The sequence below is a fragment of the Micrococcus sp. KRD070 genome, assembly GCF_017168435.1.
GTDB lineage: Bacteria > Actinomycetota > Actinomycetes > Actinomycetales > Micrococcaceae > Micrococcus > Micrococcus luteus.
In genome coordinates, this window is sequence record NZ_JABFNH010000012.1 from 1 (window position 1) to 23,102 (window position 23,102).

A 23,102-nucleotide genomic window follows, 5' to 3' on the forward strand; every position below is an offset into this window, starting at 1 on the left:
AGGGGAGGGAAGAGCCGCGGGGCGAGTGCGCCGGGTCAGTTCGCGTGCAGCGCCGCGTTCAGTTCGACGGTCCGGCCGGCGCGGGGGAGGGCCTCGACCCCGCCCGTGGTGGAGTTGCGGCGGAACAGCAGGTTCGGCACGCCGGAGAGGTCCACGGCCTTCACGGTCCGCGCCGCCTCGCCGTCCTGGAGCACGCTCACGCGCGTGCCCGCGGTGACGTACAGACCGGCCTCGACCACGCAGTCGTCGCCGACGGAGATGCCCACGCCGGAGTTCGCGCCGAGCAGCACGTGCTCGCCGATCACGATCCGCTGGGTGCCGCCGCCGGAGAGCGTGCCCATGATGGACGCGCCGCCTCCGACGTCGGACCCGTCGCCCACCACGACGCCGGCCGAGATCCGGCCCTCCACCATCGAGTGCCCCAGGGTGCCCGCGTTGAAGTTGACGAAGCCCTCGTGCATCACGGTCGTCCCCTCGGCCAGGTGGGCGCCCAGGCGCACCCGGTCCGCGTCGCCGATGCGCACCCCGCAGGGCACGACGTAGTCCGTCATGCGCGGGAACTTGTCCACGCCGTACACCTGCACGGCGCCGCGGGCACGCAGCCTCGCCCGCGTCAGCTCGAAGTCGGCGACCGCGCAGGGTCCGTGGTTCGTCCACACCACGTTGGTGAGCAGCCCGAAGACGCCGTCGAGGTTGAGCTCGTTCGGCCGCGCCAGGCGGTGCGAGAGGGCGTGCAGGCGCAGCCACGCGTCCGCGGTGGAGGCCGGGGCGGCGTCCAGGTCGACTTCCAGCTCGACGACGGCCTGCGTGGTCCCGCGGTCCGCGTCGTCCGCGGCGAGGGCGCGCAGGGTGTCGCGCAGCGAGGCGTCCGCAGCGGAGAGCGGGCCGGCCACGGGGGCGGGGAACCACACGTCCAGGACGGCGCCGTCGGCGGCCGTGGTGGCCAGGCCGTGGCCGGAGACGAGACGGGAGGAGGGCTGCTGTGCGGCGGTCTGGGTCATGCGCCTCAGCCTACTGAGTGGCGGTGGCACGCTGCGGGGCGACGGGAGGCGCGTCCGTAGACTGGACACATGAGTCTCACCCCCAACACCCTGCCCGACCTCGCCGATCCGGACCTCGACGTCGCGGCGCTCACCGCCACCCTGCTGGACGTGCGCTCCGTCTCGGGGGAGGAGGGGCCGCTGGCCGACGCCGTCGAGCAGGCCCTGCGCGCCCTCGGCGGCCTCGAGGTGCGGAGGTTCGGGGACGCCGTCGTCGCCCGCACCGCTCTGGGGCGGTCGACCCGCGTGATCCTGGCCGGGCACCTGGACACGGTGCCCCTGCCCACCGTGCCGGGCTCGCGCGGGACCGTGCCCTCGGCGTGGGACGGGGACGTGCTGTACGGCCGCGGAGCCGTGGACATGAAGTCCGGCGTCGCCGTGCAGCTGGCCCTGGCCGGTCGCTTCGGCCGCGCGGACGGCCCGACCCCCGTGCACGACGTCACGTGGGTGTTCTACGACCACGAGGAGGTCTCCTCGGACCTCTCGGGCCTCGCCCGCGTGGCCCGCCAGGCCCCCGAGCTGCTGGAGGGCGACTTCGCGGTGCTGCTCGAGCCGACCGACGGCGTCGTGGAGGGCGGCTGCAACGGCACGTGCCGGTACCGCGTCGCCTTCCCCGGTGTCGCGGCGCACTCCGGCCGCGCCTGGCGCGGCGACAACGCGATCCACAAGCTGGCCCCCGTGCTCACCGCCCTGGCGGCGTACGAGCCGGCCACGGTCACGGTGGAGGGCCTGGAATACCGCGAGGGGCTCCACGCGATCCGCGTGACCGGCGGCGTCGCGGGCAACGTCATCCCGGACGAGGCGTCCGTGGACCTGAACTACCGGTTCGCTCCGGACAAGACCCTCGAGCAGGCCCACGCGCACGTCCGCGCGGTGCTGGAGGGGGCCGGCGTGGACTGGGACGCCCAGGTGCGGATCGACGACGCCTCGCCCGCCGCCCGCCCCGGTTTGGACCGACCGGCCGCCGCCGCGTTCGTCGCCGCCGTCGGGGGAGAGCCCCAGCCCAAGTACGGGTGGACGGACGTGGCGCGGTTCTCCCAGCTGGGCGTGCCCGCGGTCAACTTCGGCCCCGGCGACGCCCTCCTGGCCCACACGGACGACGAGCACGTGCCCCGCGAGGCGGTCCACGCGTGCCTCGCGGCGCTCGCGGCCTGGCTGGCCGGCTGACCCGACGACGTCGGCCGCCGCCACCCGCCCGACCCGCGGGCCCGCCTCGCCCGCCGCCCGGTCAGCCCGCTGTGTCCGTGGGCGCCCCGACGCGCGGGGTCGTGGGGGCGCTGGCGTCGCCGGCCGTCCGCGACGACAGCCGCCGCGAGAGCCGGGTGGCCGCCCAGGTGAGGAGGAAGTTGATCACGATGAAGATCATCGCGGCCACCACGAGGGACTGCAGGATGTTGCCGTTGCCGGAGCCGAGCTGGCGGGCGTACTGCAGGAGTTCGAAGAAGCCGATGAGGTAGCCCAGCGCCGAGTCCTTGAGGATCACCACGAACTGGCTCAGCAGCGAGGGCAGCATGGCGATGAGGGCCTGGGGCACCTCCACGAGCCGCAGGGACTGCATGCTCGTCATGCCCACCGCCGCGGCCGCCTCGCGCTGGCCGCGCGGCAGCGAGCGCACCCCGGAGCGCACCAGCTCCGCGATCACGGACCCGTTGTACAGGGTCAGCGCCGCGATCACCGCGTAGTACGGGCCGTCCTGGGGCTGGATCGCCCCGGTGCGCGCGACCTGTGCGAACAGCTGGTAGAAGAACACCATCATCACGAGCACCGGCACGGCCCGGAAGAACTCCACGACGACGGCGGCCAGCCAGCGCACCGGGCCGAACGGGGCCAGCCGCAGGAAGCCGAACACCAGGCCGAACACCACGGAGGTGACCACGGCGATGCCCGCGGACTGCAGGGTGAACTGCAGGCCCGGCAGGTAGTAGTTCCGCCACGCGTTGCCGTCGACGGCGGCCAGCCAGCGGCGGCCGGAGAGCTGGCCGGTGGCGTTCATCTGGATCAGGACGAGCACTGCCACGGCCAGCACCGCGGCGAGGGCGACGAGGTTGGCGAGGAGGATCCGCCGGCGGGCGATCGGGCCCGGGGCGTCGAAGAGGACGGAGGCCTGGGCGCTCATCGGGCCACCGCCCATTTCTCCGAGGCCCACGTGGTCAGCAGGCCGATGGGGATGACGATCAGGCAGAAGCCGATCGCGAAGGTCAGGAAGATCGCCACCATCACGTCCGGGCTGAACTCGATCATGCGCTTCATCAGGCCCGAGGCCTCCGCCACCGACGCCGCGGCGGCGACGGTGGTGTTCTTGGTCAGCGCGATCACGGTGTTGCCGAGCGGGGTGATGGCCCCGCGCAGCGCCTGGGGCAGGATCACGTGGCGGGCCGCGGGCAGGAAGCCCAGGCCGATGGAGCGGGCGGCCTCGGCCTGCCCGAGCGGGACGGTGTTGACGCCGGAGCGGATCGCCTCGCACATGAACGCCGCGTGGTAGAGCGAGAGTGCGATCACGGCGTAGATGAAGAAGTTCAGCGTGAAGTCGGACGAGAAGCTGATCTTCAGCTGTCCCCAGACGGCGAGCACGCCGAGCAGCATGATGATCGTGAGCGGGGTGTTGCGGACCACGTTGACGTAGGCGGTGCCGAGGGCGCGCAGCGAGGGGACGGGCGAGATGCGGAACAGGGCGAGCACCACGCCGAGGACGAACGAGCCGAGGGTCGCGAGGAACGCGAGCCTGATGTTCGTCCAGAACGCGAGCGGGATGTCCGCGCCGTAGTCCGCGAGGAGCGAGGAGATCGATTCCATGTCTTCTCCGAGGGTCGGGACAGGGCTGACGGGCAGGGGAGCCGCCGGGCGGGCCGAGGGTGACGGTTCAGGTCACGCCCTCGGCCCACCCGGCGCAGGAGGCCGTCAGGCGCAGGGCTCGAACTCGGCGTCCTCGCCGGAGTTCAGCGCCTCGTCGTAGGCGTAGCCCGTGCCCTCGGTGTTGGACTCGAGGGCCTTCTTCCACTCGCCGGAGTCCTTCATCTCCTTGATCGCCTCGTTGATGTCCTCGCAGCGCTCCGAGTCCTTCGGCAGGCCGACGCCGTAGCGCTCCGTGGTGAAGGTGTTGCCGACGACCTTGAACTTGCCCTTGTTGGCGTCGGCGGCGGCCAGGCCCGCGAGGATGATGTCGTCCGTGGTCACGGCGTCCACCTGGCCGGACTCGAGGTAGGTCACGCATTCGGCGTAGCCGCCCTGCTCCACCAGGTTCACGCCGGAGGCGAACTGGTCCTTGATCTTCTGGGCCGAGGTGGAGCCGGTGACGGAGCAGAGGTTCTTCCCGTCGAGGGCCTCGGGGCCGGTGATCGCGGTGTCGTCCGCGCGGACCAGCAGGTCCTGGCCGGCCACGAAGTACGGGCCCGCGAAGGCGACGCGCTCCTTGCGGGCGTCCGTGATGGAGTACGTCGCGAAGATCATGTCGACCTCGCCGTTCTCCAGGGCGTTCTCCCGGTTCGCAGACGGGGTCTGGACCCACTCGATGTCCTGCTCGGCCACGCCGAGCTTGTCCGCCACGTAGCGGGCCACGTCCGTGTCGAAGCCGGTGGGCTGGGCCGAGCCCTCGCGGTAGCCCAGGCCCGGCTGGTCGAACTTGATGCCGATGCGCAGGCTCTCGCCGGAGCCGGACGACGTCGCCTCGCCGGCCGAGGACGAGCCGGCGGCGTCGCCACCGCCGCCCTGCGAGGACGACGGCGCGCAGGCGGTGAGGGACAGCGCGGCCGCGGCGGTGACGGCGGACAGGGTCAGGAGCTTCGTGCGGAGCATGGTGCTCTCCTCTGGTTCGGTGCGGTGGGGTGCGATGGGGGACGGGGTCAGTGCGCGAGGATCTTGCCCAGGAAGTCCTGGGCACGCTCGTGTCGGGGGTTCGTGAAGAAGGTGTCGGGGTCGGTGTCCTCGAGGATGGCGCCGTCGGCCATGAAGACCACGCGGTCCCCGGCCTTGCGGGCGAAGCCCATCTCATGGGTGACCACGACCATGGTCATGCCGCCCTCGGCGAGCTGGACCATGACGTCGAGGACCTCCTGCACCATCTCGGGGTCGAGGGCGGAGGTCGGCTCGTCGAAGAGCAGGGCCTTCGGCTCCATCGCCAGGGCACGGGCGATGGCCACGCGCTGCTGCTGCCCGCCGGAGAGCTGGGCCGGCATCTTCCTCGCCTGCTGGGCCACGCCCACGCGCTCGAGCAGCTCCATGGCGTGCCGCTCGGCGTCCGCCCGGCGCTTGCCCTTCACCTTGATGGGCCCGAGGGTCACGTTCTCCAGGATCGACTTGTGCGCGAAGAGGTTGAAGGACTGGAAGACCATGCCGATCTCGGCGCGCAGCTGGGCGAGCTGTCTGCCCTCGGTGGGGAGCGGCCGCCCGTCGACCAGGATGCGGCCGCCGTCGTCGTCGATGGTCTCGAGCCGGTTGATCGTGCGGCACAGCGTCGACTTGCCGGAGCCGGACGGGCCGAGGACGATCGCCACCTGGCCGCGCGGGATCCGCAGGTCGATCTGTCGGAGGGCGTGGAAGTCGCCGAAGTGCTTGTTGACGCCCTCGAGGACGATCAGGTCATCGCCCGCGGCACCGCGACGGCGCCGCACACCGGCCTCGTCGGGGAGGTGGGCGCCGTGGGGCTGCTCAGGCGTGATCTGCGTCATGCCAGTGGAATATAGCGCACGCCACACCCGGCGCGGTGCGCCGTGCGACGCCGGCCCCGGCGGCCCGCCGGCTCGTTAGGCTGGCGCCATGGCCCCACATGAGCACCCCTCGGGCGGCGACGTCGCCGCCAAGCCCCAGCGCGTCCGCCGCGGCGGGCAGGTCCTGCGCGGGGAGGCGGCGCGCACCCCCACGTTCGACCAGCTCCTCCTCGACGGCCGGCGGCCCGGCGACGCCGCACGCCCCGCCGCCGACGTCGCCTCGACGACGTCCGAGGCCTGGCGTGTCCTGCGCATCCAGGCGGAGTTCGTCGAGGGCTTCGGCACCCTGGCGGGGCTGGGTCCCGCGGTCTCCGTGTTCGGCTCGGCGCGCACGCCCGAGGGCAGCGCCGAGTACGTCCTGGCCCACGAGGTCGGGACCCGCTTGGCCCGGGCCGGGTACACGGTCATCACCGGCGGGGGGCCCGGCGCCATGGAGGCCGCCAACCGGGGCGCCCACGAGGCCGGTGGAGAGTCCGTGGGCCTGGGGATCGACCTGCCGTTCGAGACCGGTCTGAACCCCTGGGTGCACGTGGGCGTGGACTTCCGCTACTTCTTCGTCCGCAAGGTCATGTTCCTCAAGTACGCGCAGGGCTTCGTCGTGCTGCCCGGCGGCCTCGGCACCCTGGACGAGCTCTTCGAGTCCCTCACCCTCGTGCAGACCGGCACCGTCACCCGCTTCCCCGTGGTCCTCGTGGACCGCGGCTTCTGGGGCCCGCTCGTGGACTGGATCCGCGGCACGCTCGTGGAGCGCGGCATGATCTCGCCCGAGGACCCGGAGCTCGTCCAGCTCGTGGACACGGCGGAGGAGGCCGTCGCGTGCGTGCTCCGCTCGGCGGGGAGGGCCGACGCGTGAGCGGGCCGCAGTGGATCGTCCTCGTGGCCGTGCTCGTCGTCGTGCTGGCGGCCCTGGCCGCCGCCCTCGCGGGCCGGCTCACGCTCCGGGCCGGCGACCCGGCCGGGAGGACGCCCGGGCACCCCGTGCTGCTGCCGGAGCGGCCGCGCGCGGCGGACGTCGGCCTGCTGCGGCTGGCCGTCGCGGTGCCCGGCTACCAGCGGGACCAGGTGGACGCCGTCCTGCTGCGGCTGCGGGACGCCCTCGCGGAGCGTGAGGACGAGGCGACCGCACTGCGGGCCCGGGTGGCCGAGCTCGAGGCCGCCGACCCGTCCCGGAGCGATCCGGCGGGGCGCGCCTGAGTCGCGGGCCGGGCTCGGTGCGGGCCATCGTTTGGCGCGCGCACGCGGAATCCGCGATAATGGTGATGTGACCGGCCTCGCGCACGCCCGCGTGCGGGGGCGCCGGAGGCGTCCGGTCAGTGCCCGCTCCCGCGGTCGCCGGACGCCGTGACGGGAACATCATCCAGAAGGGAAGTCGCAATGGCCGCCATGAAGCCCCGCACCGGGGACGGTCCCATGGAAGTGACCAAGGAGGGGCGCAGCCTGATCATGCGCGTGCCGATCGACGGCGGCGGCCGTCTCGTGCTGGAGATCAACGCGGACGAGGCCCGCGAGCTCAAGGAGTGCCTCGAGGGCGTCATCCAGGCCTGAGCCCGGACCCCTTCGACGCGGACGCCCCGCGCACCGTCACGGTGCGCGGGGCGTCCGCGTCCCCGGCGACGCCGCGGATCAGCGGCGCACCGCGATCAGCACGCCCGTGCCGGAGGGGACGACGGCGGACAGCCAGTGCTCGTCCTCCCGGATGAGGCGGTCCACCGCCCGGGCGGACACGGTGGACTCGTCGCGCACGGCGGGCCGGGGAACGCGGTCCCCGTCGAGGGCGTCCACCACGACGAGCACGCCGCCGGGGGCGAGCATGCGCGCGGCCTGCTCGACGTCGAACTGACGCGCGGCCGGGTCCCCGTCCACCAGGACCATCTCATAGGCGCCGCTCGTGAGCCGGGGGAGGACGAGCCGGGAGCGCCCCGTGATCATGCGGGTGCGGCTCGTGGGCAGGCGGGCCTCCGAGAACGCCTCGCGGGCCGCGCGCTGGGCCTCCGCGTCCGGGTCCACGGTGGTGAGGACCGTGCGCTCGGGCAGACCGCGCATCAGGGCGAGGCCCGAGACGCCGGCGCCCGTGCCCACCTCCACGACCGCCGCGGGGGCACGCGTGGCCGCCAGCACCGTCAACAGGGCCGCCGTCCCCTCGCTCACCGGCGGCACGTCCAGCTCGGCGGCGCGCTCGCGGGCGCGCAGGACGACGTCGTCCTCGGTGGCCCGGCTCTCCGACCAGGCCCAGGACGCGTGCTTGTCGGTGGGCTGGGGCTGCAGGGCGCTCATGGCTGACTCCGGGACGACGACGACGGGACCTCGCCCGCGGCACGGGCGACGCGGGCCAGTGTACGGGCCGGCACGCGGCCGCGACCCAGTGTTCTCTCAGGAGGCGGGCCGATGATGGGACACGGCACGGACCGGCTCCCGCCGTGCGGGAGGCCGTTCGCCGGACCGAGGACGCGAGGACCGAGGAGGTGGCCGCATGGGACGTCGACACACCCAGCGCCACATGGACGCCTACCTCGAGGGCGCCCTCCCCGCCGCGTCCCGGGCGCGCATCGCCCGCCACCTGGACCGCTGCCCCGAGTGCCGCGCCACCGTCCAGGCCCGGGCCCGCGTGCTCGACGCCGCCCGCACGGTGCACCAGCGTCCGGCCGGCGCCGTCGTCGCCCCGGTGCTGCGCGCCCGCGGCGTCTCCGGCCGCCTGGTGGTGGGGCTGCTGACCTTCGTCGTCCTGCTCGGAGGGCTGTTCACCGCGGTCTGGGTGGCCGGCGCGCCCCGCACCGCGGCCCAGCGCACGGCCCCGACGGACACCGTCGCCCTGCCGGCGGCCGGGACCGCGTCGACGGACCGGCGCGGCACCGTCGCGGAGCTGCGGGGTCAGGGCTGGACGGTGCCCTCCCTCGTGGGGGCCGGACTGGAGCCGCTCACCGTGGACACCACCCAGACGGCCGAGGACGTGGAGGTCGTCGTCGGCTGGGGCCGGGACGAGCCGACCGTGACCGTCCGCGAGTGCCGACCCCGGATCGTGGGAGCCGCCCCGGAGGGCTGTGCCTCGACCGCGCCCCTGAGCACGGGGGCGCAGGAGCGTCGACTGGCCGGCGGCGGCGTCTACCGGATCGTCCCGGCGGGGGGCGAGGACGGCTGGACGGCCGAGCTGACCACGCCGCAGGCCGCCTACCGCGTGGAGGCCACCCTGCCGGACGAGCGCGCGGACGCGGTCCTCACCCACCTGCTGGTCTCCGAGCGGGCACGGGTGCTCGAGCTGGGCGGCGGAGACGCCGTCGAGGAGCGCCTGGAGCGAGGCCTCGAACGCATCGCGGACGCCGTGCCGCGCCCCCGCGGCTGAGCCGCCCCGCCCCCGCGGCTCCGGGCTGTGGGGCGGTGCCGCTCTAGTAGAGTTCGGAGGGTGTTAGGTATCAACGGCAGCGAGTTCATCATCTTGGCGGTGCTCGCGATCGTCATCCTCGGGCCGGAGAAGCTCCCCGAGTACACGCGCGCCTTCACCGACTGGCTGCGCGTCATGCGCGACAAGGCCGAGGGTGCCAAGGCGCAGTTCAAGGAGGAGACCGGCACGGACTTCGACGAGGTGGACTGGCGCAAGTACGACCCCCGCCAGTACGACCCGCGCCGCATCATCCGCGACGCGCTCCGCGAGCCCGCCGACGGCTCGTCCACGCCCGCGTCCCGGGCGGCGCAGGCGACGGGCATCAGCGCCGAGGACGTGCACGGCGGCCTCACCCACCAGGACCTGGCGGACATGGATCCGCGGACGCTCTTCCGCCGCCCCGCCGGGGGCGGCAGCACCGCCGCCGCGGAGTCCGTCGCCGCCGCACAGACTCGGTCCACCGCGCCCGCCGCGGGGGCGGCCGCCGTGGGCGGTGCCGCCGCAGCCCTGATGGCCTCCGGCCGCGCCGAGGCCCTCGCAGAGGAGCGTCCTGCCGCCGTCGAGACCGAACCGGACCCCCTCGAGCTGCTCGGGCTGGCGCCCGCCCCCTTCGACGTCGACGCGACCTGACGCCGTCGCGCGCGTCGGGTGCCCCGGCCGGGGCGCCGGCACCCGAGGTCAGCGAGGGGTGAACGGCAGGGGTCGCCCGGCCAGCCCGCGCGGTCGCACGGCCACCCGCTGCGCGATCTGCGTCAGCGCCCGGCCCGCGGGGCTCTCCGGCGCGGACACCACCACGGGTTCGCCGGCGTCGCCGCCCGCGCGCAGCGCCGGGTCCAGGGGGACGGTGCCCAGCAGCGGCACCTGAGTGTCCAGCACCCCGGACAGCCGCTCCGCCACCTCGGCACCGCCGCCGGTCCCGAACACATCCAGCACGGTGCCGTCCGGCAGGGTCATCGGCCCCATGTTCTCCACGACGCCGGCCACGGTCTGCCCCGTCTGCTCCGCCAGCTGACCGGCGCGCGCGGCCACCTGCGCTGCGGCGTGCTGCGGCGTGGTCACCACGAGCAGCTCCGAGGCGGGCAGCAGCTGCGCCGTCGAGATCGCGATGTCCCCGGTGCCCGGGGGCAGGTCCACGAGCAGCACGTCCAGGTCGCCCCAGTGCACGTCCGTGACGAACTGCTCGAGCGCGCGGTGCAGCATCGGCCCGCGCCAGGCCACCGGCCGGTCCGCGTCGAGGAACATGCCGATCGAGATGACCTTCACGTCCCGCACCACGGGTGGCAGGATCATCCGGTCCAGCTTGGTCGGGGTGGCGGTCACGCCCAGGAGCCCGGGGATGGAGTAGCCGTGCACGTCCGCGTCGATCAGGCCGACGGCGAGCCCGCGCGCGGCGAGCGCGACCGCGAGGTTGGCCGTGACCGAGGACTTGCCCACGCCGCCCTTGCCCGAGGCCACCGCGAGGACGCGCGTGAGCGTGTCCTTCCCGAACGGGTTCGTCGGCCGGGCCGCGCGCAGGGCGTCCTGCAGCGCCAGGCGGCGCTCGGGCTCCATGACCCCGACGCGCACGTCCACGGACCCGCAGCCGGGCACGTCGGCGACGGCGGCGGCCACGTCCGTCTGGATCGTCCCGCGCAGGGGGCACGCGGCGATCGTGAGCAGCACCGCGACCTCGACGACGCCCGGGGCGGTCTCCACGACCGACTCCACCATGCCGAGGTCGGTGATCGGGCGGCGGATCTCGGGGTCCTGGACCGCGGCGAGCCGCTCCAGCACCCGGCGCTCGAGGTCGGTGCGGACCTCGGGCACGGGCAGGCCCAGGGCGCTCATCGGCCGCCCCCGTCCACCGGGCCCGCACCGCCGGCGGGACCGGTCACCGGACCGGACCCCCCGGCCTCGCGGGCCTCCTGGGCCTCCTGCGCCGCGAGGGTCGCGAGCGTGGTGGTCGTGGGCTCGGCGCCGGCGTCGCCGCGCCGCGCGTCCCGGCCCCGGCCCTTGGACTTCTTGCTCTTGCGGGGCTGAGCCTCGGCGCCCGGGAGGCCGGCGCGGATCTCCTCCCGGATCTCCTCCCGGATCTCCTCCCGCAGCTCGGCGCGCAGCGCCTCGCGGAGGTCGTCCCTGAGGTCGTCCTGGACGCCGCGCAGCTCGCCGCGCACGAAGTCGCGCGTGGCGACCTCCTGGACGGCCAGCCGCAGACCGGCGATCTCGCGGGTGAGGAACTCGGTGTCGGCGAGGTTGCGCTCGGCGCGGTCACGGTCCTCGCGCAGCGCGACCCTGTCCCGGTCGTCCTGGCGGTTCTGCGCCAGCAGGAGCAGGGGTGCGGCGTAGGACGCCTGGAGGGAGAGCATGAGCGTGAGCGCGGTGAAGCCGAGCTCGGCGGAGTCGAACCGCCACTCCATCGGGCCGAACGTGTTCCAGCCCAGCCAGGCGGCGCAGAACAGCGTCATCCAGACGAGGAACTGCGGGGTGCCCATGAAGCGGGCGATGCCCTCGGTGGCCTCGCCGAAGGCGTCCGGGTTCGGGGCCAGCCGGGGCACGCGGCGCCCGCTGGCGCTCAGCGGGGTGTCCAGGCCGGTGCCGCGGCCCGGGCGCAGGTCTCGCGCGGTCTGGGTCATGCTCACACCTCCGGTGTCGTGCGGCGGCGGGCCGCGGGGTCAGGTTGCGGGGCGGGTCTCGGCGTCGTCGAGGTCCATGGCCCGCCAGTCGTCGGGCAGGATGTGGTCGAGCAGATCGTCCACGCTCACGGCCCCGACGACGCGGTCCTGCTCGTTCACCACGGGGATGCACGTGAGGTTGTAGGTCGCGAGCTCGCGGGTCACGTGGGCGATGGGGGCGAGGTCCGAGACGGGCTCGAGGTCCTTGTCCATGATGTTGCCGATCGCCTCCGGCGGCGGGTAGCGCAGCAGGCGCTGGAAGTGGACGACGCCGAGGAACCGGCCCGTCGGCGTCTCCAGCGGCGGCCGGGCCACGATCACGAGCGAGGCCAGCGCGGGGGAGATCTCCTGCTGTCGGATGGTCGCCATGGCCTCGGCCACGGTGGCCTCCGGGGGGAGGATGACCGGCACGGGGGTCATGAGCGAGCCCGCCGTGCCCTCCTCGTACTCGAGCAGGCGCCGGACGTCCTCGGCGTCCTCCGGCTCCATGCGTTCGAGCAGCAGCTCCTGCTGGGAGTCGGGCAGCTCGTGGAGCAGGTCCGCCGCGTCGTCCGGGTCCATCTCCTCCAGGACGTCGGCGGCGCGGTCGATGTCCAGCTGGGAGAGGATCTGCACCTGGTCGTCGTCGGGCAGCTCCTGGAGCACGTCCGCGAGGCGTTCGTCCTGCAGCTCGCTGGCGACCTCGACGCGGCGCTTCTCCGACATGTCGTGGAGCATGTCCGCCAGGTCGGCGGGCTTGAGGTCCTCGTGCGCGGCGAGGAAGCTCGTGGCCCCCTGCGGGTCGGCCTGCGCCGTCCAGCGGGCCTCGTCCCAGTTCAGCAGGAGGTGCTCGCCCCGCTGGGCGCGGCCGAAGGGGCCGCGGCCGACGATGCGGCGCACGTACAGGTCCGAGACCAGCCAGTCGCCGTTGCGCTGCTGCTCCAGCCCGATGTCCTCCAGGAAGGCCTCGCCCGACCCGTCGGAGAGGCGCACCTTCCGGTCGAAGAGGTCGGCGGCCACCATCTGCTCGGCGCCACGGCGGGAGAACCGGCGCAGGTTGATCAGCCCGGTCGTGATGATCCGGCCCGAGTCCATGGACGTCACCCGCGTCATCGGGACGAAGACGCGCTTCTTGCCGGGGACCTCGATCACGAGGCCGGTGGCGAACGGGGCTGCGGCGGGGCCGCGGTCCAGCACGACGACGTCGCGCAGCCGTCCCAGGCGGTCGCCGAGGGGGTCGAAGACGTCCAGGCCCAGCAGGCGGGCCACGAAGATCTTGGGGGAGCTCACCGACCCAGCCTACGGCGTGCCGGACCGCGGCTCCGTGTCCGCGTACGGCGGACCGCCGCCCGCCCGGGCGCCGGGCCGGGCACAATGGGTCCATGTCGTTCATGATGTCCAACCCTCAGCCCGGCGCCGAGCAGGGCCTGCCCCGCGGAGAGCTGCTGGCCACCTACGCCACCTACGCGCAGGCGCGCGAGCAGGTGGACCGCCTCGCCGCCACGGACTTCCCCGTGAGCGCCGTGTCGATCGTGGGCAAGGACCTGCGGGTCGTGGAGCGGGTGCGCGGCCGGCTGAACTACGCCCAGGTGGCGTTGTCCGCGGGAGTGCGCGGCGTGTTCTTCGGTGGACTGATCGGCGTGTTCCTCTACCTGCTGGCCCCCGAGGCCGGCCCGGGGCAGATCCTCACCTCCATGCTGCTGGGCCTGGCGGTGTGGCTGATCTTCGGCGTGATCGGCTTCGCGATGCGTCGGGGCCAGCACGGCTTCGCGTCCTCGCAGGCCGTCGTGCCCACGGCCTTCGACCTCGTGGTCGCGTTCGACCACGCCGCCCGCGCCCGCCAGGAGCTGGGCCTGGGCGGTGCCGCGGCCCCGACGCCGCCCGCGGCCCCGCAGCCGGCGCCCGCGCCCGCCGCGGAGGAGGCCGAGGACGGGCCCGTGCAGGCCACCCCGGCCGCCGCGCCGTCGTCGGGCGGGTCCCACGCGGCGCCCGCTCCCGGCGGACCCGAGGCGCCGGCCCGGCCCGTCCCGGAGGCGGACCCCGCGCCCACCGGCCTGGACCGCTCCTACGGCGTGACCCTGCCCCCGGAGGAGGTCGCCAAGCTCATCGAGGCGCGCGGCGGCCACCCGCCCCGGCCCCAGGACGAGCCGCGCGGCTGAGCCCCGTCAGAGGGACCAGGACTCGAGCCGCCGGAGCATGTCGCGCTTCTTGCTCGCATGACCGTGCATCCGGCCCAGGATGTCGCCGAGGACGGTGACGGCGCGGTCGATGTACGGGCCCTTGTTCAGCATCGCGGCCTCGGCCCGCTGCGCCATCGCGGCGTCCGTGATCTCCGCCCGTGAGGGCAGGCCGGTCTTGGCGAGGGACTCGAGGACCTGGGTGGCCCAGATCGCGGGCACGTGCGCCGCCTCGCACAGCCACAGGATCTCCTCCTGCAGCTCGGCCATCCGTGCGAAGCCGGCCTCCACCGCCAGGTCGCCCCGGGCGATCATCACCCCGACGTCCCGCCAGCGCATCGCCTCGAGCAGCATCCGCGGCAGCTGCCGGAAGGCCTCCACCGTCTCGATCTTCAGCGTGATGTCCACGTCCGGCGCGTCCTCGGCCTCGAGCGCGTCGATCAGCTGGGCCACGTCCTCGGCCGAGCGGACGAAGGACATGTTCACCATGTCCGCCTGGCGGGCCGCGAACGGGATGTGGGCGAGGTCCTCGTCCGTGAGGGCCGGGATGTCCAGGTGCGTGTCCGGGAAGTTCACGCCCTTCTCCGCCTTGAGCTTCGCCCCGCGCGGGCCGGCCTGGGTCACCTCGAGGGTGATCTCGTCGTCGGACACCCCCGTGATCCGCGCGCCGATCCGCCCGTCGTCGAGGGAGACCCGGTCGCCGACCGCCGCGTCCGCGAACGCCTGCGCCAGGGTGAGGCCGATCCGGTAGGGCGGCGCGTCGACCGCGGGGACCGGCTCGAGCGAGCGGGTCAGCACGATCTGCTCGCCCTCATGCACGCGCATCGACTGCTCGAGCGGGGGCAGCTGGCCCACCTCGAGCGGACCGTGCGGCGTCGTCAGCGCCGTGCCCGTCGCCCAGTAGACCGTCTTCTCCGCCCGCACGAGCACGCCCTCGCCGTCCACCTGCTCGACCTCCAGCCTGCGGTGTGCACCCCGCGCGTCGGTCAGCTCGATCTCGTCGCCGCGCTGCAGGCCCGCCAGGGTCGTCCCCTCCGGGGCCGCCAGCGGCACGACGACGGCGCCCTCCGGCCCGTGAGCCGCGGCCACGGCGTCGTGGGGCCCGGCGGTGAGCCACACGCGGGAGGGCTCGGTGACGGTCCCGGAGGCGTCCCGGGTGGGCTTCACCTTCACGACGCGCGGTCCCGGCTCGATGGGGCCCGTGCGCACCTTCGGCCCGGCCAGGTCCATCGCGACCAGGGGCGCGGGCCGGCCCGCACCGGCGCACCGGCGGACCGCCGCGATCATGGCGGCCCACGCCTGCTCGTCGTCGTGGGCGCAGTTCACGCGCGCCAGGTCCATGCCGGCCTCGGCGATCCGGACCACGAGCTCCGGGTCCGTGGCGGCCTCGGAGGGCATGGTCACCATGATGCGCGCGTCCCGGTCGCCGCGGGCCGGACCGAGCAGGCTCGCCGCGTTGCGGGCGAGGATGGCGCGGCCCTCGGCGGAGGTCAGGGCGTCGTCCTCGGGCGCGGGGGCGGGGTCGCCGTCGAGCGCGCGGGCGGCGGCCAGCACCGCGTCCACGTGGCCCAGCACGCCGGCCTCCATGCGGCCCAGAGAGGACAGTCCGGCGTCGCTCAGTGCCTCCTGCAGGGGCCGCAGGTCGGTGCCGCGCAGGGCGACGTAGTGCACGAGGTTCCGGGCCGAGGCCCGGTGGCGCTCCCGGACGCGGGAGATGAGGTCGGCGTGCTCCGCCTCGGCGGAGAGGAGGCGGTCGCGGAGGGCGGTGAGCTCGGTGGTCAGGTCGATACCCATGGTCCGAACCCTAGGGGCGCCCTCCGCGCCGGATCACGCCTGGAGCCGCGCCATCCAGGCCTCGATCTCGTCCGGGGTGCGGGGGAGGACCGCGGAGAGGTTCTCGGCCCCGTCCTCGGTCACGAGGATGTCGTCCTCGATGCGCACGCCGATGCCGCGGTACTCCTCGGGGACGGCCAGGTCCTCCTCCTTGAAGTACAGACCCGGCTCGATCGTGAAGACCATGCCCGGCTCGAGCACGCCGTCCAGGTAGAGCTCCCGCTTGGCCTGCGCGCAGTCGTGCACGTCGAGGCCGAGGTGGTGCGAGGTGCCGTGGGGCATCCAGCGCCGGTGGTGCTGGCCCTCGTCCGAGAGCGCGACCTCGGCCGAGACCGGCAGCAGGCCCCAGCCGTCGAGGCGGTCGACGAGCACCCGCATGGCCTCGGCGTGGAGCTCGCGGAACCGGATGCCGGGGCGCACGATCGCGAAGGCGGCGTCCGCGGCGTCGAGGACCGCCTGGTAGATGCGGCGCTGCACGTCCGTGAACGTGCCGGACACGGGCAGGGTGCGGGTGATGTCCGCGGTGTAGAGGGAGTCGTCCTCGACGCCGGCGTCGAGCAGCAGCAGCTCACCCGGGCGCACGGCGCCCGTGTTGCGGATCCAGTGCAGGATCGTGGCGTTGTTGCCGGAGGCCGCGATCGTGTCGTAGCCCAGGTCGTTGCCCTCGAGGCGGGCGCGGGCGAAGAAGGCGCCCTCGACCACGCGTTCGCCGCGGTCGTGTCCCACGGCGCGCGGCAGGGCCCGCACGACGTCCTCGAAGCCCGCGATGGTCGCGGCCACCGAGGCGCGCATCCGCTCGACCTCCCACGCGTCCTTGACCAGGCGCAGCTCGGAGAGGAACTCGGCGGTCTGGGCGTCGGCCTCGGCCGCGGCGGCCAGGTCCACGCCGGCCTCGGTCCGGACGGCGGCCAGCAGCGCGTCCACGTCCTGGTCGGTCTCGGCCAGCAGCCGCACCGCGGTGCCGTCCGCGGCCACGTTCTTGGTGACGGCGGACTCGAGCTCCTCGAGCCCCACCGTGCGCAGACCCGTGCGGGCGGCCAGGCCGGCCAGGGTCGGACGGGGGCCGATCCAGAACTCGCCCGAGCGCGAGTCCGCGTAGAACTGCTCGGTGTCCCGGCCGGCCAGGGGACGGAAGTACAGGGTGGCGGTGTGGTCCGTGCCGTCGTCGCCGGCGCCCGGGTCCGCGGGCTCGAGCACGAGCACGGCGTCCGGCTCGTGGTCCACGCCGAGGCCCGTCAGGTGGGCGAACGCGGAGTGCGCGCGGAAGCGGTAGTCGGTGTCGTTCGAGCGGACCTTGAGGCGGCCGGCCGGCACCACGATCCGCTCGCCCGGGAAGCGCGCGGAGACGGCGGCCCGCCGCCGGGCGGCGTACGGGGCAGAGGCGTCGGGATCGGGCAGGGCCTGCGACGAGGGCGCCCAGCCGGAGGCCATGAAGTCGCGGAAGGCGTTCGAGGCGGGGCGCTGCGAGCGGTTGTCGACGCGCTCGGCCAGCGGCTGGGGGTTCACCGCGCCGGCGCCGTCGGCGCCCGCCTCGGGGGTGGCGGCGGGCTGGTCGGTCTGGGCGGGGTGCTGTGCGGCATCGGTCATGCCCTCCATCATGGCACCGGTGGGCGCGGGCAGGTCGGGGCCGCCGCGCGCGGGTCTCGGTACCATGGCCGCCATGGCCCGCTACGACCTGCACACGCACTCGACCGAGTCCGATGGCACCGAGCCGCCGGCCGACGTGGTGCGTGCGGCGGCGCGGGCCGGGCTGGACGGCCTCGCGCTCACCGACCACGACACCACCGCCGGCTGGGCCGAGGCCGCCCAGGCCGCGCGGGAGACCGGACTGACGCTCGTGCCCGGCATGGAGATGTCCTGCACCTCCGCCGACGGCGTGAGCGTGCACGTGCTCAGCTACCTGCACGACCCCGAGGACCCCGCCCTGCTGCGGGAGGTCGGCCTGGCCCGCGACGCGCGGCTGATCCGGGCGCAGGAGATGGTGCGGCGCCTGGGCGCGGACTTCCCGATCACGTGGGAGCTGGTCCAGGAGCACGCGGCGGAGAACGCGACGATCGGCCGGCCCCACCTGGCCGACGCCCTCGTGACGATCGGGGCCGTCCCGGACCGGTCCGCGGCGTTCCGGGAGATCCTCGCCGGCCGGTCCAAGTACTACGTGCCGCACTTCGCCCCGGACCCGGCCGAGGCGGTCGCGCTCATCCGGGCCGCCGGTGGGGTGCCGGTGTTCGCGCATCCCCGGGCGCGCATGCGGGGCCGCGTGGTGGGCGACGAGGTGTTCGAGCAGATGGCCGAGGCCGGACTGGCGGGGGTCGAGGTCGAGCACCGGGACAACCCGGCGGAGGAGCGCACCTGGCTGCGCGCGTTCGCGGACCGGCACGGGCTGTTCGTCACCGGCTCGTCCGACTACCACGGCACCGGCAAGCCCAATCCGATCGGCGAGCACACCACGGGCGCGGAGGTGCTCGCCGAGATCGAGCGGCAGGGCACCGGCACGTCGATCATCCGCGGCTGAGCCCGGACGGCCCGGGCGACGGCGGAGGATCCGTTGCGCGAATGACCCTTCCGGCCGCCTGCACGGCGGTCAGAAGGGTCATTCGTGCAGAAGACTCCCGGGGGCCCGGAAGGGAGGGTCAGCCGTCCACGACCTCGCCGTTGCGGCGCCGCGTGCGGGAGCGGCCGCCCCGGCGACGACGGGCCTCGGCCCGGGCCTCGGCGCGCTCGGCCCGGCGGGCCTCCGTGAGCTCGACGCCGGCCACCGGCTCCGACGTCCGGGCCGCGGGGGTCTCGGAGCGCGAGGCGGTGCGCTCGCGGCCCTCGCCGCGACCACGGCCCCGGCCCTCGGCGCGCTGCTCGGCGGGTGCCTCACCACGCCCGCGGGCCGAGCGCTCGCCGCGGCCTCCGCCGCGTGCATCGTCACGGCCCTCGCCGGAGCGGCCGCCCCGGTTCCGTTCGCCACGGCCTCCGCCGCGCGCCCGGTCACGGCCCTCGCCGGAGCGCCCGCCCCGGCCTCGGCCGCCGCGCTCGCCGTCGCGGGACCGGCCGCCCTCGCGACCCCGTCCGCGGCCGCCGTCGCGCTGCTTCGCCTCGGGGCCGCCGAGGTCCTCGAGCGTCTCGCCCTCGAGGCCCTCGAGCACGCGCTTGGCCTGCGGCAGACGGCCCTTCGTGCCCTTCGGGATGCCGAGGTCGGAGAACAGGTGCGGGGAGGAGGAGTAGGTCTCCACCGGCTCGGGCTGGCCGAGGCCGAGCGCCTTGTCGATCAGGGACCAGCGCGGCATGTCCTCCCAGTCCACGAGGGTCACCGCCACGCCCTTGTTGCCGGCGCGGCCCGTGCGGCCCACGCGGTGCACGTAGGTCTTCTCGTCCTCCGGCGCCTGGAAGTTGAACACGTGCGTGACGTCGTCGACGTCGATGCCGCGCGCCGCGACGTCGGTGGCCACGAGGATGTCCACCTTGCCGTTGCGGAACGCGCGCAGCGCCTGCTCGCGGGCGCCCTGGCCGAGGTCGCCGTGCAGCGCGCCGGCCGCGAAGCCGCGCGCCGTCAGCTCGTCCGCCACGCGAGCGGCCGTGCGCTTGGTGCGCGTGAAGATGATGGTCCGGCCGCGGCCCTCGGCCTGCAGGGCGCGGGCCACGAGCTCGTCCTTGTCCATGTGGTGGGCGCGGTAGACGAGCTGACGGATGTCCTTCTTCGTCAGGCCCTCGTCCTCCGGGTCCGCCGCGCGGATGTGGGTCGGCTGCGTCATGTAGCGGCGCGCCATCGCGACCACGGGACCCGGCATGGTGGCCGAGAACAGCATGGTCTGACGCACGGCCGGGACGGCGGCGAGCAGGGTCTCGACGTCGGGGAGGAAGCCGAGGTCCAGCATCTCGTCGGCCTCGTCCAGCACCACCGTGTTCACCAGGTCCAGGCGCAGGTGGCGCTGGCGCATCAGGTCGATGAGGCGGCCGGGGGTGCCGACGACGATCTCGACGCCGCGCTGCAGCTCCTCGATCTGCGGCTCGTAGGCGCGGCCGCCGTAGATGGTGGCGATGCGCAGGGGGCGCCGGGCCGCGGCGGCCGTGAGGTCGCCGGCCACCTGGACGGCGAGCTCGCGCGTCGGGGCGACGATCAGGGCCTGCGGGGCGCCCGCGGTGCCCTTGGCCTCGAGGCCGTCCCAGCCGGGCTCGCCCGGGCCGATGGCGCGCTGTAGCGCGGGGATGCCGAAGCCGAGGGTCTTGCCGGTGCCGGTCTTGGCCTGGCCGATGATGTCGTGGCCGCCGAGGGCGACCGGCAGGGTCATGGCCTGGATGGGGAAGGGGTGGACGATGCCCTTGGCCTCCAGGGCCTCGACGATCGCGGGGTGCACCCCGAAGTCGGCGAAGGTCTGCTCGGGGGCCACGGGGGCGGCGTCCTCGGTGACGATGTCCTCCGCGATCGCGGCGACCGTCGGGTCGAGGTCGGCGGAGGCGGGGGTGTGCTCGGAGTTCTGGGTCATGGCGACTCGCGTTCCTGGTCAGGCGTCGTCACGGCGGGCGGAAGGCCCGGCTCCGCCGTGCGCGCGGTTCAAGCGGAAGCCGATCGCGAGGCAAGCACGCGGAGCGGCCGACGGGCGGCGCCCCGTGGAACCGGGCGGGCGCGCCGTACGCGGCGGGCCGTGCCGGATCCGGCAGGTCATGGTGCCGTCCCGGGCGTCAGGGGCGCGGGCGGCGGGTCAGGGTGATCAGAGAGCGACCGGTCATCCTGGGTCAGCGTGAGCTGTGCGGCCAGTCTACCCCCGCGGCCGTGATCGCACCCGAGGCGCGGTCCACGCCCTCGATCCGCACGCGCACCCGGGTGCCCGCCGGGACGCTGCCCGGCACCCGCAGGCTCACGGCCGGGTCGAGCAGCCACACCTCCGTGCCGTCCTTCGCCTCGCGCACCGCGATCCCCTCGAGCTCCGCGCCGACGCGGGACTCGAGTGCCGCCGCCTCCACGAGGTCCGCCGCCGTCCGGCTCGCGGCCGAGGCCCGGCGGGACGAGTCCGCCATGAGGGCGGGCAGCTCGGGCAGGGCGTCGCGGACCCATGCGGGGGCGGGGGCGCCGACGGCGTGGGCGTGGCACAGGGCCAGGACGAAGCGGTCCACGAGCCGGCGCAGGGGAGCGGTGGCGTGGGCGTAGGGGGCGGCGAGCGCGGCCTGGGCCGGTTCGTCCGGCGGGGTGCGCAGGGCCGGGTCCTCGGCCTGCGCGTCGAAGGCCTTGTACCCGGCGCCGCGGAACAGCCCGGTGGCCGCGTGCAGTACCGCCAGGTGCCGCGCGTCGGCGGGGTCGAGGGAACGCAGGTAGGCGCCGTAGTCCTGGCCCTCGTCCCACGGGGCGCCCAGGGCGCGCGTGCGCTCTCGGAAGGCGGCGACGGCGTCGGTGTCCGGCGCCGGCATCGTACGCAGGATCCCGACTCCGGCGGCCAGCATCAGCTCGGCCGCGGCCATGCCGGTCAGCAGGGAGAGCTGGGCGTTGTGCTCCTCCGCCGGCAACGGCGCCCGGTGCACGAGCTCGTGCGCCCCGTCCTCGGTGACACGGACCTCCTGGTCCGGCAGGTTCAGGGAGGCACCGCCGCGGGCGGCCTCCTGTGCGGCCCGCCGTCGGCCCACCTCCGGCAGCAGCGCCAGCGAGTCGCGCACCTCGGCCGGCCACCCCTCGGCGGCGGCCCGGTCCGCGTCGGTGACCCCGGGGCGCGGCGTCGTCGGCGCCTGTGCCCCCGGCTGCGCGTCGAGGAAGGCCTGCACCTGCCCGTACGTCAGCTGCGCCCGGGAGCGGATGCGGGCGCGTTCGAGGCCGGTCTCCACGACGGCGCCCGCGGCGTCCAGCAGGAACGTCCAGACGAACGCCGGGCGTTCGCGGTCCGGCAGCAGGGAGGCGGCGTCCTCGCGCAGCACCTCCGGGTGCAGGGGGACCCGGCCGTCGGGCAGGTAGACGGTCTGGCCGCGGCGGCGGGCCTCGGCGTCCACGGCGCCGTCCGGGGTCACGAAGGCGGGCACGTCCGCGATCGCGTAGCGGACGAGGATGCCGTCGTCGTCGGCGGGGGTCAGGAGCAGGGCCTGGTCCAGGTCCGTGGAGCCGGCGGGATCCACGGTGACGAACGGCAGGGCCGTGCGGTCCGCGTGGTCCGGGCTCCCGGTCAGGCCCGCGTGCACCTCACGCGCGGCCGCCTCCGCCTCGGCCAGGACGGGGGCGGGGAAGGCCGGCTGCAACTCGAGCTCCGTCCGCAGGGCGGCGAGACGCTCGAGCAGGGCCGGGTCGGCGGGGCCGCGGAGGCCGAGGGCGTGAGGCGACATGGCGATGCTCCTGGGCAGGGGCCGAGACGACGCACGCCCCGGCGGATCACCGGGGCGTGCGGGCGGGTCAGGAGGCGGCGAACCCGAGCGGGCCCGACTTCTTCGCGCCGATCTCCACGAAGCCGATGCGGTCGCCGGGGACGACCACCTGGCGGCCCTTGGCGTCCGCCAGGACCAGCGGGGTGCCGTCGGCGACGGCGGCGTCCACGAGGGAGCGGACCTCGTCCGCCGACTGCTCGCTGTCGATGACGACCTCGCGGCCGACGTGCTGCACACCGATGCGGATCTCCATGGGGAACCTCTTCTCTTCGTCGCGTCCTGTGCGGTCCGCCGTCAGCCTACGGGACCGCTCGGCGGGGTGGACGGGCGCCCACGAGGTTCACCCGCGGGCGAAACGGGCCGGACGGCCGGGTCAGCGCGGCGCGTCGTCCGCGGAGGGCAGCGAGGCGAGGCCGCGCCAGACGAGCGCGTCCACCGTGCGGGCCATCTCGGCGGCGGCGGGGCGGGCGTCGGCGTCGAGCCGGTCCGCCCAGTGGCGGGCGGCGCCCAGGAGATAGCCGACGAGTCCGCGGGAGAGCACCTCGGCCTCGGCCTCGGCTACGGTGGTGTCCGCGCGGATGGTGCGCGCGACCTCGGAGGAGAGCAGCCGGTGGACGGCCTCGCTGCGCGTGCGCACCTCCGGGTCCGCGTCGATGCCGGAGTCGAAGATGAGGCGGTGGGTCCGCTCGGGGGAGGCCATGTACTCGAACACGGCGGCGACGGTGGCCCGCACCCGTTCGCGGTTGTCCCGGCGGGTGTCCATCGCCGCCTCGAGGAGCGCGCGCAGGCTCGCGACCTCGGCGTCCAACAGCTCGAGGAAGAGCTCGTGCTTGCTGGGGAAGTGCTGGTAGAGGACCGGCTTGGAGACCTCGGCCCGCTCGGCGATCTGCTCCATGGAGGCCCCCGCGTACCGCTCGGCGGCGAAGACCGCGCGGGCGCAGTCCAGCAGCTGGCGGCGACGCTCGTGCCGGGGCAGACGACGGCCTCGCCCGGGCTCGTCGGGCGCGGTGGCGGCG

At 74.9% G+C, this 23,102-nt stretch carries 23 protein-coding genes; 8 read left to right on the forward strand and 15 right to left on the reverse strand.

The window, feature by feature from the left end; genetic code table 11:
• Positions 1-35 precede the first annotated feature (35 nt).
• Positions 36-1,001 (reverse strand): 2,3,4,5-tetrahydropyridine-2,6-dicarboxylate N-succinyltransferase, encoded by a 966-nt coding sequence (gene dapD / locus J1M38_RS03955; RefSeq protein WP_206481362.1) that lies wholly within the window; start codon positions 999-1,001, stop codon positions 36-38.
• A 69-nt stretch (positions 1,002-1,070) separates the two neighbouring features.
• Here dapD and dapE point away from each other — a divergent pair, with 69 nt between their 5' ends.
• Positions 1,071-2,207 carry a succinyl-diaminopimelate desuccinylase gene (gene dapE / locus J1M38_RS03960; protein WP_206481361.1) on the forward strand — a complete coding sequence of 379 codons (1,137 nt, stop codon included), beginning with the start codon at positions 1,071-1,073 and terminating at the stop codon, positions 2,205-2,207.
• 61 nt (positions 2,208-2,268) lie between these two features.
• Here the strand turns inward: dapE and J1M38_RS03965 are convergent, their stop codons facing one another.
• The 4 genes from J1M38_RS03965 to J1M38_RS03980 all read right to left on the reverse strand — a co-directional run bounded on the left by J1M38_RS03965 (position 2,269) and on the right by J1M38_RS03980 (position 5,614).
• The gene (locus J1M38_RS03965; RefSeq protein WP_206481360.1) at positions 2,269-3,156 is read right to left on the reverse strand and encodes an amino acid ABC transporter permease; all 888 of its coding nucleotides are present in this window, start codon (positions 3,154-3,156) and stop codon (positions 2,269-2,271) included.
• A complete protein-coding gene (locus J1M38_RS03970; protein ID WP_095694772.1) occupies positions 3,153-3,833 on the reverse strand; it encodes an amino acid ABC transporter permease in 681 nt (226 codons plus the stop codon). Before J1M38_RS03970 ends, J1M38_RS03965 begins: the two co-directional genes overlap by 4 nt.
• A gap of 105 nt (positions 3,834-3,938) precedes the next feature.
• Positions 3,939-4,832 (reverse strand): glutamate ABC transporter substrate-binding protein, encoded by an 894-nt coding sequence (locus J1M38_RS03975; RefSeq protein ID WP_206481359.1) that lies wholly within the window; start codon positions 4,830-4,832, stop codon positions 3,939-3,941.
• Positions 4,833-4,879: 47 nt separating this feature from the next.
• Positions 4,880-5,614 (reverse strand): amino acid ABC transporter ATP-binding protein, encoded by a 735-nt coding sequence (locus tag J1M38_RS03980; RefSeq protein WP_186313175.1) that lies wholly within the window; start codon positions 5,612-5,614, stop codon positions 4,880-4,882.
• A 178-nt stretch (positions 5,615-5,792) separates the two neighbouring features.
• Between J1M38_RS03980 and J1M38_RS03985 the strand changes: the two genes are divergently transcribed.
• From J1M38_RS03985 to J1M38_RS03995, 3 genes are all read left to right on the forward strand, one after another.
• Entirely contained in the window at positions 5,793-6,596 is an 804-nt protein-coding gene (locus tag J1M38_RS03985; protein ID WP_206481358.1) for a TIGR00730 family Rossman fold protein, read from the forward strand.
• Positions 6,593-6,937 carry a cell division protein DivIVA gene (locus J1M38_RS03990; RefSeq protein ID WP_123244008.1) on the forward strand — a complete coding sequence of 115 codons (345 nt, stop codon included), beginning with the start codon at positions 6,593-6,595 and terminating at the stop codon, positions 6,935-6,937. The genes J1M38_RS03985 and J1M38_RS03990 overlap by 4 nt, the downstream gene beginning before the upstream one ends.
• Before the next feature lie 180 nt (positions 6,938-7,117).
• Positions 7,118-7,288, forward strand: coding sequence for a DUF3117 domain-containing protein (locus J1M38_RS03995; protein WP_002855133.1), 171 nt, complete (start codon positions 7,118-7,120; stop codon positions 7,286-7,288).
• 78 nt (positions 7,289-7,366) lie between these two features.
• Here the strand turns inward: J1M38_RS03995 and J1M38_RS04000 are convergent, their stop codons facing one another.
• A complete protein-coding gene (locus J1M38_RS04000) occupies positions 7,367-8,017 on the reverse strand; it encodes an O-methyltransferase (RefSeq protein ID WP_036316483.1) in 651 nt (216 codons plus the stop codon).
• A gap of 196 nt (positions 8,018-8,213) precedes the next feature.
• Between J1M38_RS04000 and J1M38_RS04005 the strand changes: the two genes are divergently transcribed.
• A complete protein-coding gene (locus J1M38_RS04005) occupies positions 8,214-9,080 on the forward strand; it encodes an anti-sigma factor (RefSeq protein ID WP_206481357.1) in 867 nt (288 codons plus the stop codon).
• 60 nt (positions 9,081-9,140) lie between these two features.
• On the forward strand, positions 9,141-9,749 hold the full coding sequence (locus tag J1M38_RS04010) for a protein translocase TatA (protein WP_036316486.1): 609 nt from the start codon (positions 9,141-9,143) through the stop codon (positions 9,747-9,749).
• A 48-nt stretch (positions 9,750-9,797) separates the two neighbouring features.
• Here the strand turns inward: J1M38_RS04010 and J1M38_RS04015 are convergent, their stop codons facing one another.
• The 3 genes from J1M38_RS04015 to J1M38_RS04025 are packed head-to-tail and all read right to left on the reverse strand — an operon-like array spanning position 9,798 to position 13,039.
• Entirely contained in the window at positions 9,798-10,946 is a 1,149-nt protein-coding gene (locus J1M38_RS04015; RefSeq protein WP_206481356.1) for an Mrp/NBP35 family ATP-binding protein, read from the reverse strand.
• Positions 10,943-11,731: a DUF1003 domain-containing protein gene (locus tag J1M38_RS04020; protein ID WP_166437541.1), complete on the reverse strand. Its 789-nt coding sequence runs from the start codon at positions 11,729-11,731 to the stop codon at positions 10,943-10,945. Before J1M38_RS04020 ends, J1M38_RS04015 begins: the two co-directional genes overlap by 4 nt.
• A 39-nt stretch (positions 11,732-11,770) precedes the next feature.
• The gene (locus J1M38_RS04025; RefSeq protein WP_036339212.1) at positions 11,771-13,039 is read right to left on the reverse strand and encodes a CBS domain-containing protein; all 1,269 of its coding nucleotides are present in this window, start codon (positions 13,037-13,039) and stop codon (positions 11,771-11,773) included.
• 92 nt (positions 13,040-13,131) lie between these two features.
• Here J1M38_RS04025 and J1M38_RS04030 point away from each other — a divergent pair, with 92 nt between their 5' ends.
• Positions 13,132-13,908, forward strand: coding sequence for a general stress protein (locus J1M38_RS04030; protein WP_036339215.1), 777 nt, complete (start codon positions 13,132-13,134; stop codon positions 13,906-13,908).
• Between the two features lie 6 nt (positions 13,909-13,914).
• Here the strand turns inward: J1M38_RS04030 and J1M38_RS04035 are convergent, their stop codons facing one another.
• Positions 13,915-15,720: a pyruvate kinase gene (locus J1M38_RS04035; protein ID WP_063189566.1), complete on the reverse strand. Its 1,806-nt coding sequence runs from the start codon at positions 15,718-15,720 to the stop codon at positions 13,915-13,917.
• A 33-nt stretch (positions 15,721-15,753) separates the two neighbouring features.
• Positions 15,754-17,346: an aminopeptidase P family protein gene (locus tag J1M38_RS04040; RefSeq protein WP_206501176.1), complete on the reverse strand. Its 1,593-nt coding sequence runs from the start codon at positions 17,344-17,346 to the stop codon at positions 15,754-15,756.
• A gap of 64 nt (positions 17,347-17,410) precedes the next feature.
• On the opposite strand from J1M38_RS04040, the gene J1M38_RS04045 reads away from it, so the two are divergent.
• A complete protein-coding gene (locus J1M38_RS04045) occupies positions 17,411-18,271 on the forward strand; it encodes a PHP domain-containing protein (RefSeq protein WP_135101741.1) in 861 nt (286 codons plus the stop codon).
• A gap of 118 nt (positions 18,272-18,389) precedes the next feature.
• Here the strand turns inward: J1M38_RS04045 and J1M38_RS04050 are convergent, their stop codons facing one another.
• The 4 genes from J1M38_RS04050 to J1M38_RS04065 all read right to left on the reverse strand — a co-directional run.
• Positions 18,390-20,231, reverse strand: a complete 1,842-nt coding sequence (locus J1M38_RS04050; RefSeq protein WP_095353688.1) for a DEAD/DEAH box helicase — start codon at positions 20,229-20,231, stop codon at positions 18,390-18,392.
• Positions 20,232-20,481: 250 nt separating this feature from the next.
• Entirely contained in the window at positions 20,482-22,047 is a 1,566-nt protein-coding gene (locus tag J1M38_RS04055; protein WP_206481999.1) for an RNB domain-containing ribonuclease, read from the reverse strand.
• Positions 22,048-22,114: 67 nt separating this feature from the next.
• A complete protein-coding gene (locus J1M38_RS04060) occupies positions 22,115-22,339 on the reverse strand; it encodes a DUF3107 domain-containing protein (RefSeq protein WP_002854967.1) in 225 nt (74 codons plus the stop codon).
• 120 nt (positions 22,340-22,459) lie between these two features.
• The coding region (locus tag J1M38_RS04065) for a TetR/AcrR family transcriptional regulator (RefSeq protein WP_135040461.1) at positions 22,460-23,102 on the reverse strand (643 nt) is incomplete at its 5' end.

Excerpts from the sequence above, each read along its gene's own strand:
- dapD (WP_206481362.1), bottom strand. The coding sequence starts at position 1,001 with ATGACCCAGACCGCCGCACAGCAGCCCTCCTCCCGTCTCGTCTCCGGC.
- dapE (WP_206481361.1), top strand. The coding sequence starts at position 1,071 with ATGAGTCTCACCCCCAACACCCTGCCCGACCTCGCCGATCCGGACCTC.
- J1M38_RS03965 (WP_206481360.1), bottom strand. The coding sequence starts at position 3,156 with ATGAGCGCCCAGGCCTCCGTCCTCTTCGACGCCCCGGGCCCGATCGCC.
- J1M38_RS03970 (WP_095694772.1), bottom strand. The coding sequence starts at position 3,833 with ATGGAATCGATCTCCTCGCTCCTCGCGGACTACGGCGCGGACATCCCG.
- J1M38_RS03975 (WP_206481359.1), bottom strand. The coding sequence starts at position 4,832 with ATGCTCCGCACGAAGCTCCTGACCCTGTCCGCCGTCACCGCCGCGGCC.
- J1M38_RS03985 (WP_206481358.1), top strand. The coding sequence starts at position 5,793 with ATGGCCCCACATGAGCACCCCTCGGGCGGCGACGTCGCCGCCAAGCCC.
- J1M38_RS03995 (WP_002855133.1), top strand. The coding sequence starts at position 7,118 with ATGGCCGCCATGAAGCCCCGCACCGGGGACGGTCCCATGGAAGTGACC.
- J1M38_RS04000 (WP_036316483.1), bottom strand. The coding sequence starts at position 8,017 with ATGAGCGCCCTGCAGCCCCAGCCCACCGACAAGCACGCGTCCTGGGCC.
- J1M38_RS04005 (WP_206481357.1), top strand. The coding sequence starts at position 8,214 with ATGGGACGTCGACACACCCAGCGCCACATGGACGCCTACCTCGAGGGC.
- J1M38_RS04015 (WP_206481356.1), bottom strand. The coding sequence starts at position 10,946 with ATGAGCGCCCTGGGCCTGCCCGTGCCCGAGGTCCGCACCGACCTCGAG.
- J1M38_RS04020 (WP_166437541.1), bottom strand. The coding sequence starts at position 11,731 with ATGACCCAGACCGCGCGAGACCTGCGCCCGGGCCGCGGCACCGGCCTG.
- J1M38_RS04030 (WP_036339215.1), top strand. The coding sequence starts at position 13,132 with ATGTCGTTCATGATGTCCAACCCTCAGCCCGGCGCCGAGCAGGGCCTG.
- J1M38_RS04035 (WP_063189566.1), bottom strand. The coding sequence starts at position 15,720 with ATGGGTATCGACCTGACCACCGAGCTCACCGCCCTCCGCGACCGCCTC.
- J1M38_RS04040 (WP_206501176.1), bottom strand. The coding sequence starts at position 17,346 with ATGACCGATGCCGCACAGCACCCCGCCCAGACCGACCAGCCCGCCGCC.
- J1M38_RS04045 (WP_135101741.1), top strand. The coding sequence starts at position 17,411 with ATGGCCGCCATGGCCCGCTACGACCTGCACACGCACTCGACCGAGTCC.
- J1M38_RS04050 (WP_095353688.1), bottom strand. The coding sequence starts at position 20,231 with ATGACCCAGAACTCCGAGCACACCCCCGCCTCCGCCGACCTCGACCCG.
- J1M38_RS04055 (WP_206481999.1), bottom strand. The coding sequence starts at position 22,047 with ATGTCGCCTCACGCCCTCGGCCTCCGCGGCCCCGCCGACCCGGCCCTG.
- J1M38_RS04060 (WP_002854967.1), bottom strand. The coding sequence starts at position 22,339 with ATGGAGATCCGCATCGGTGTGCAGCACGTCGGCCGCGAGGTCGTCATC.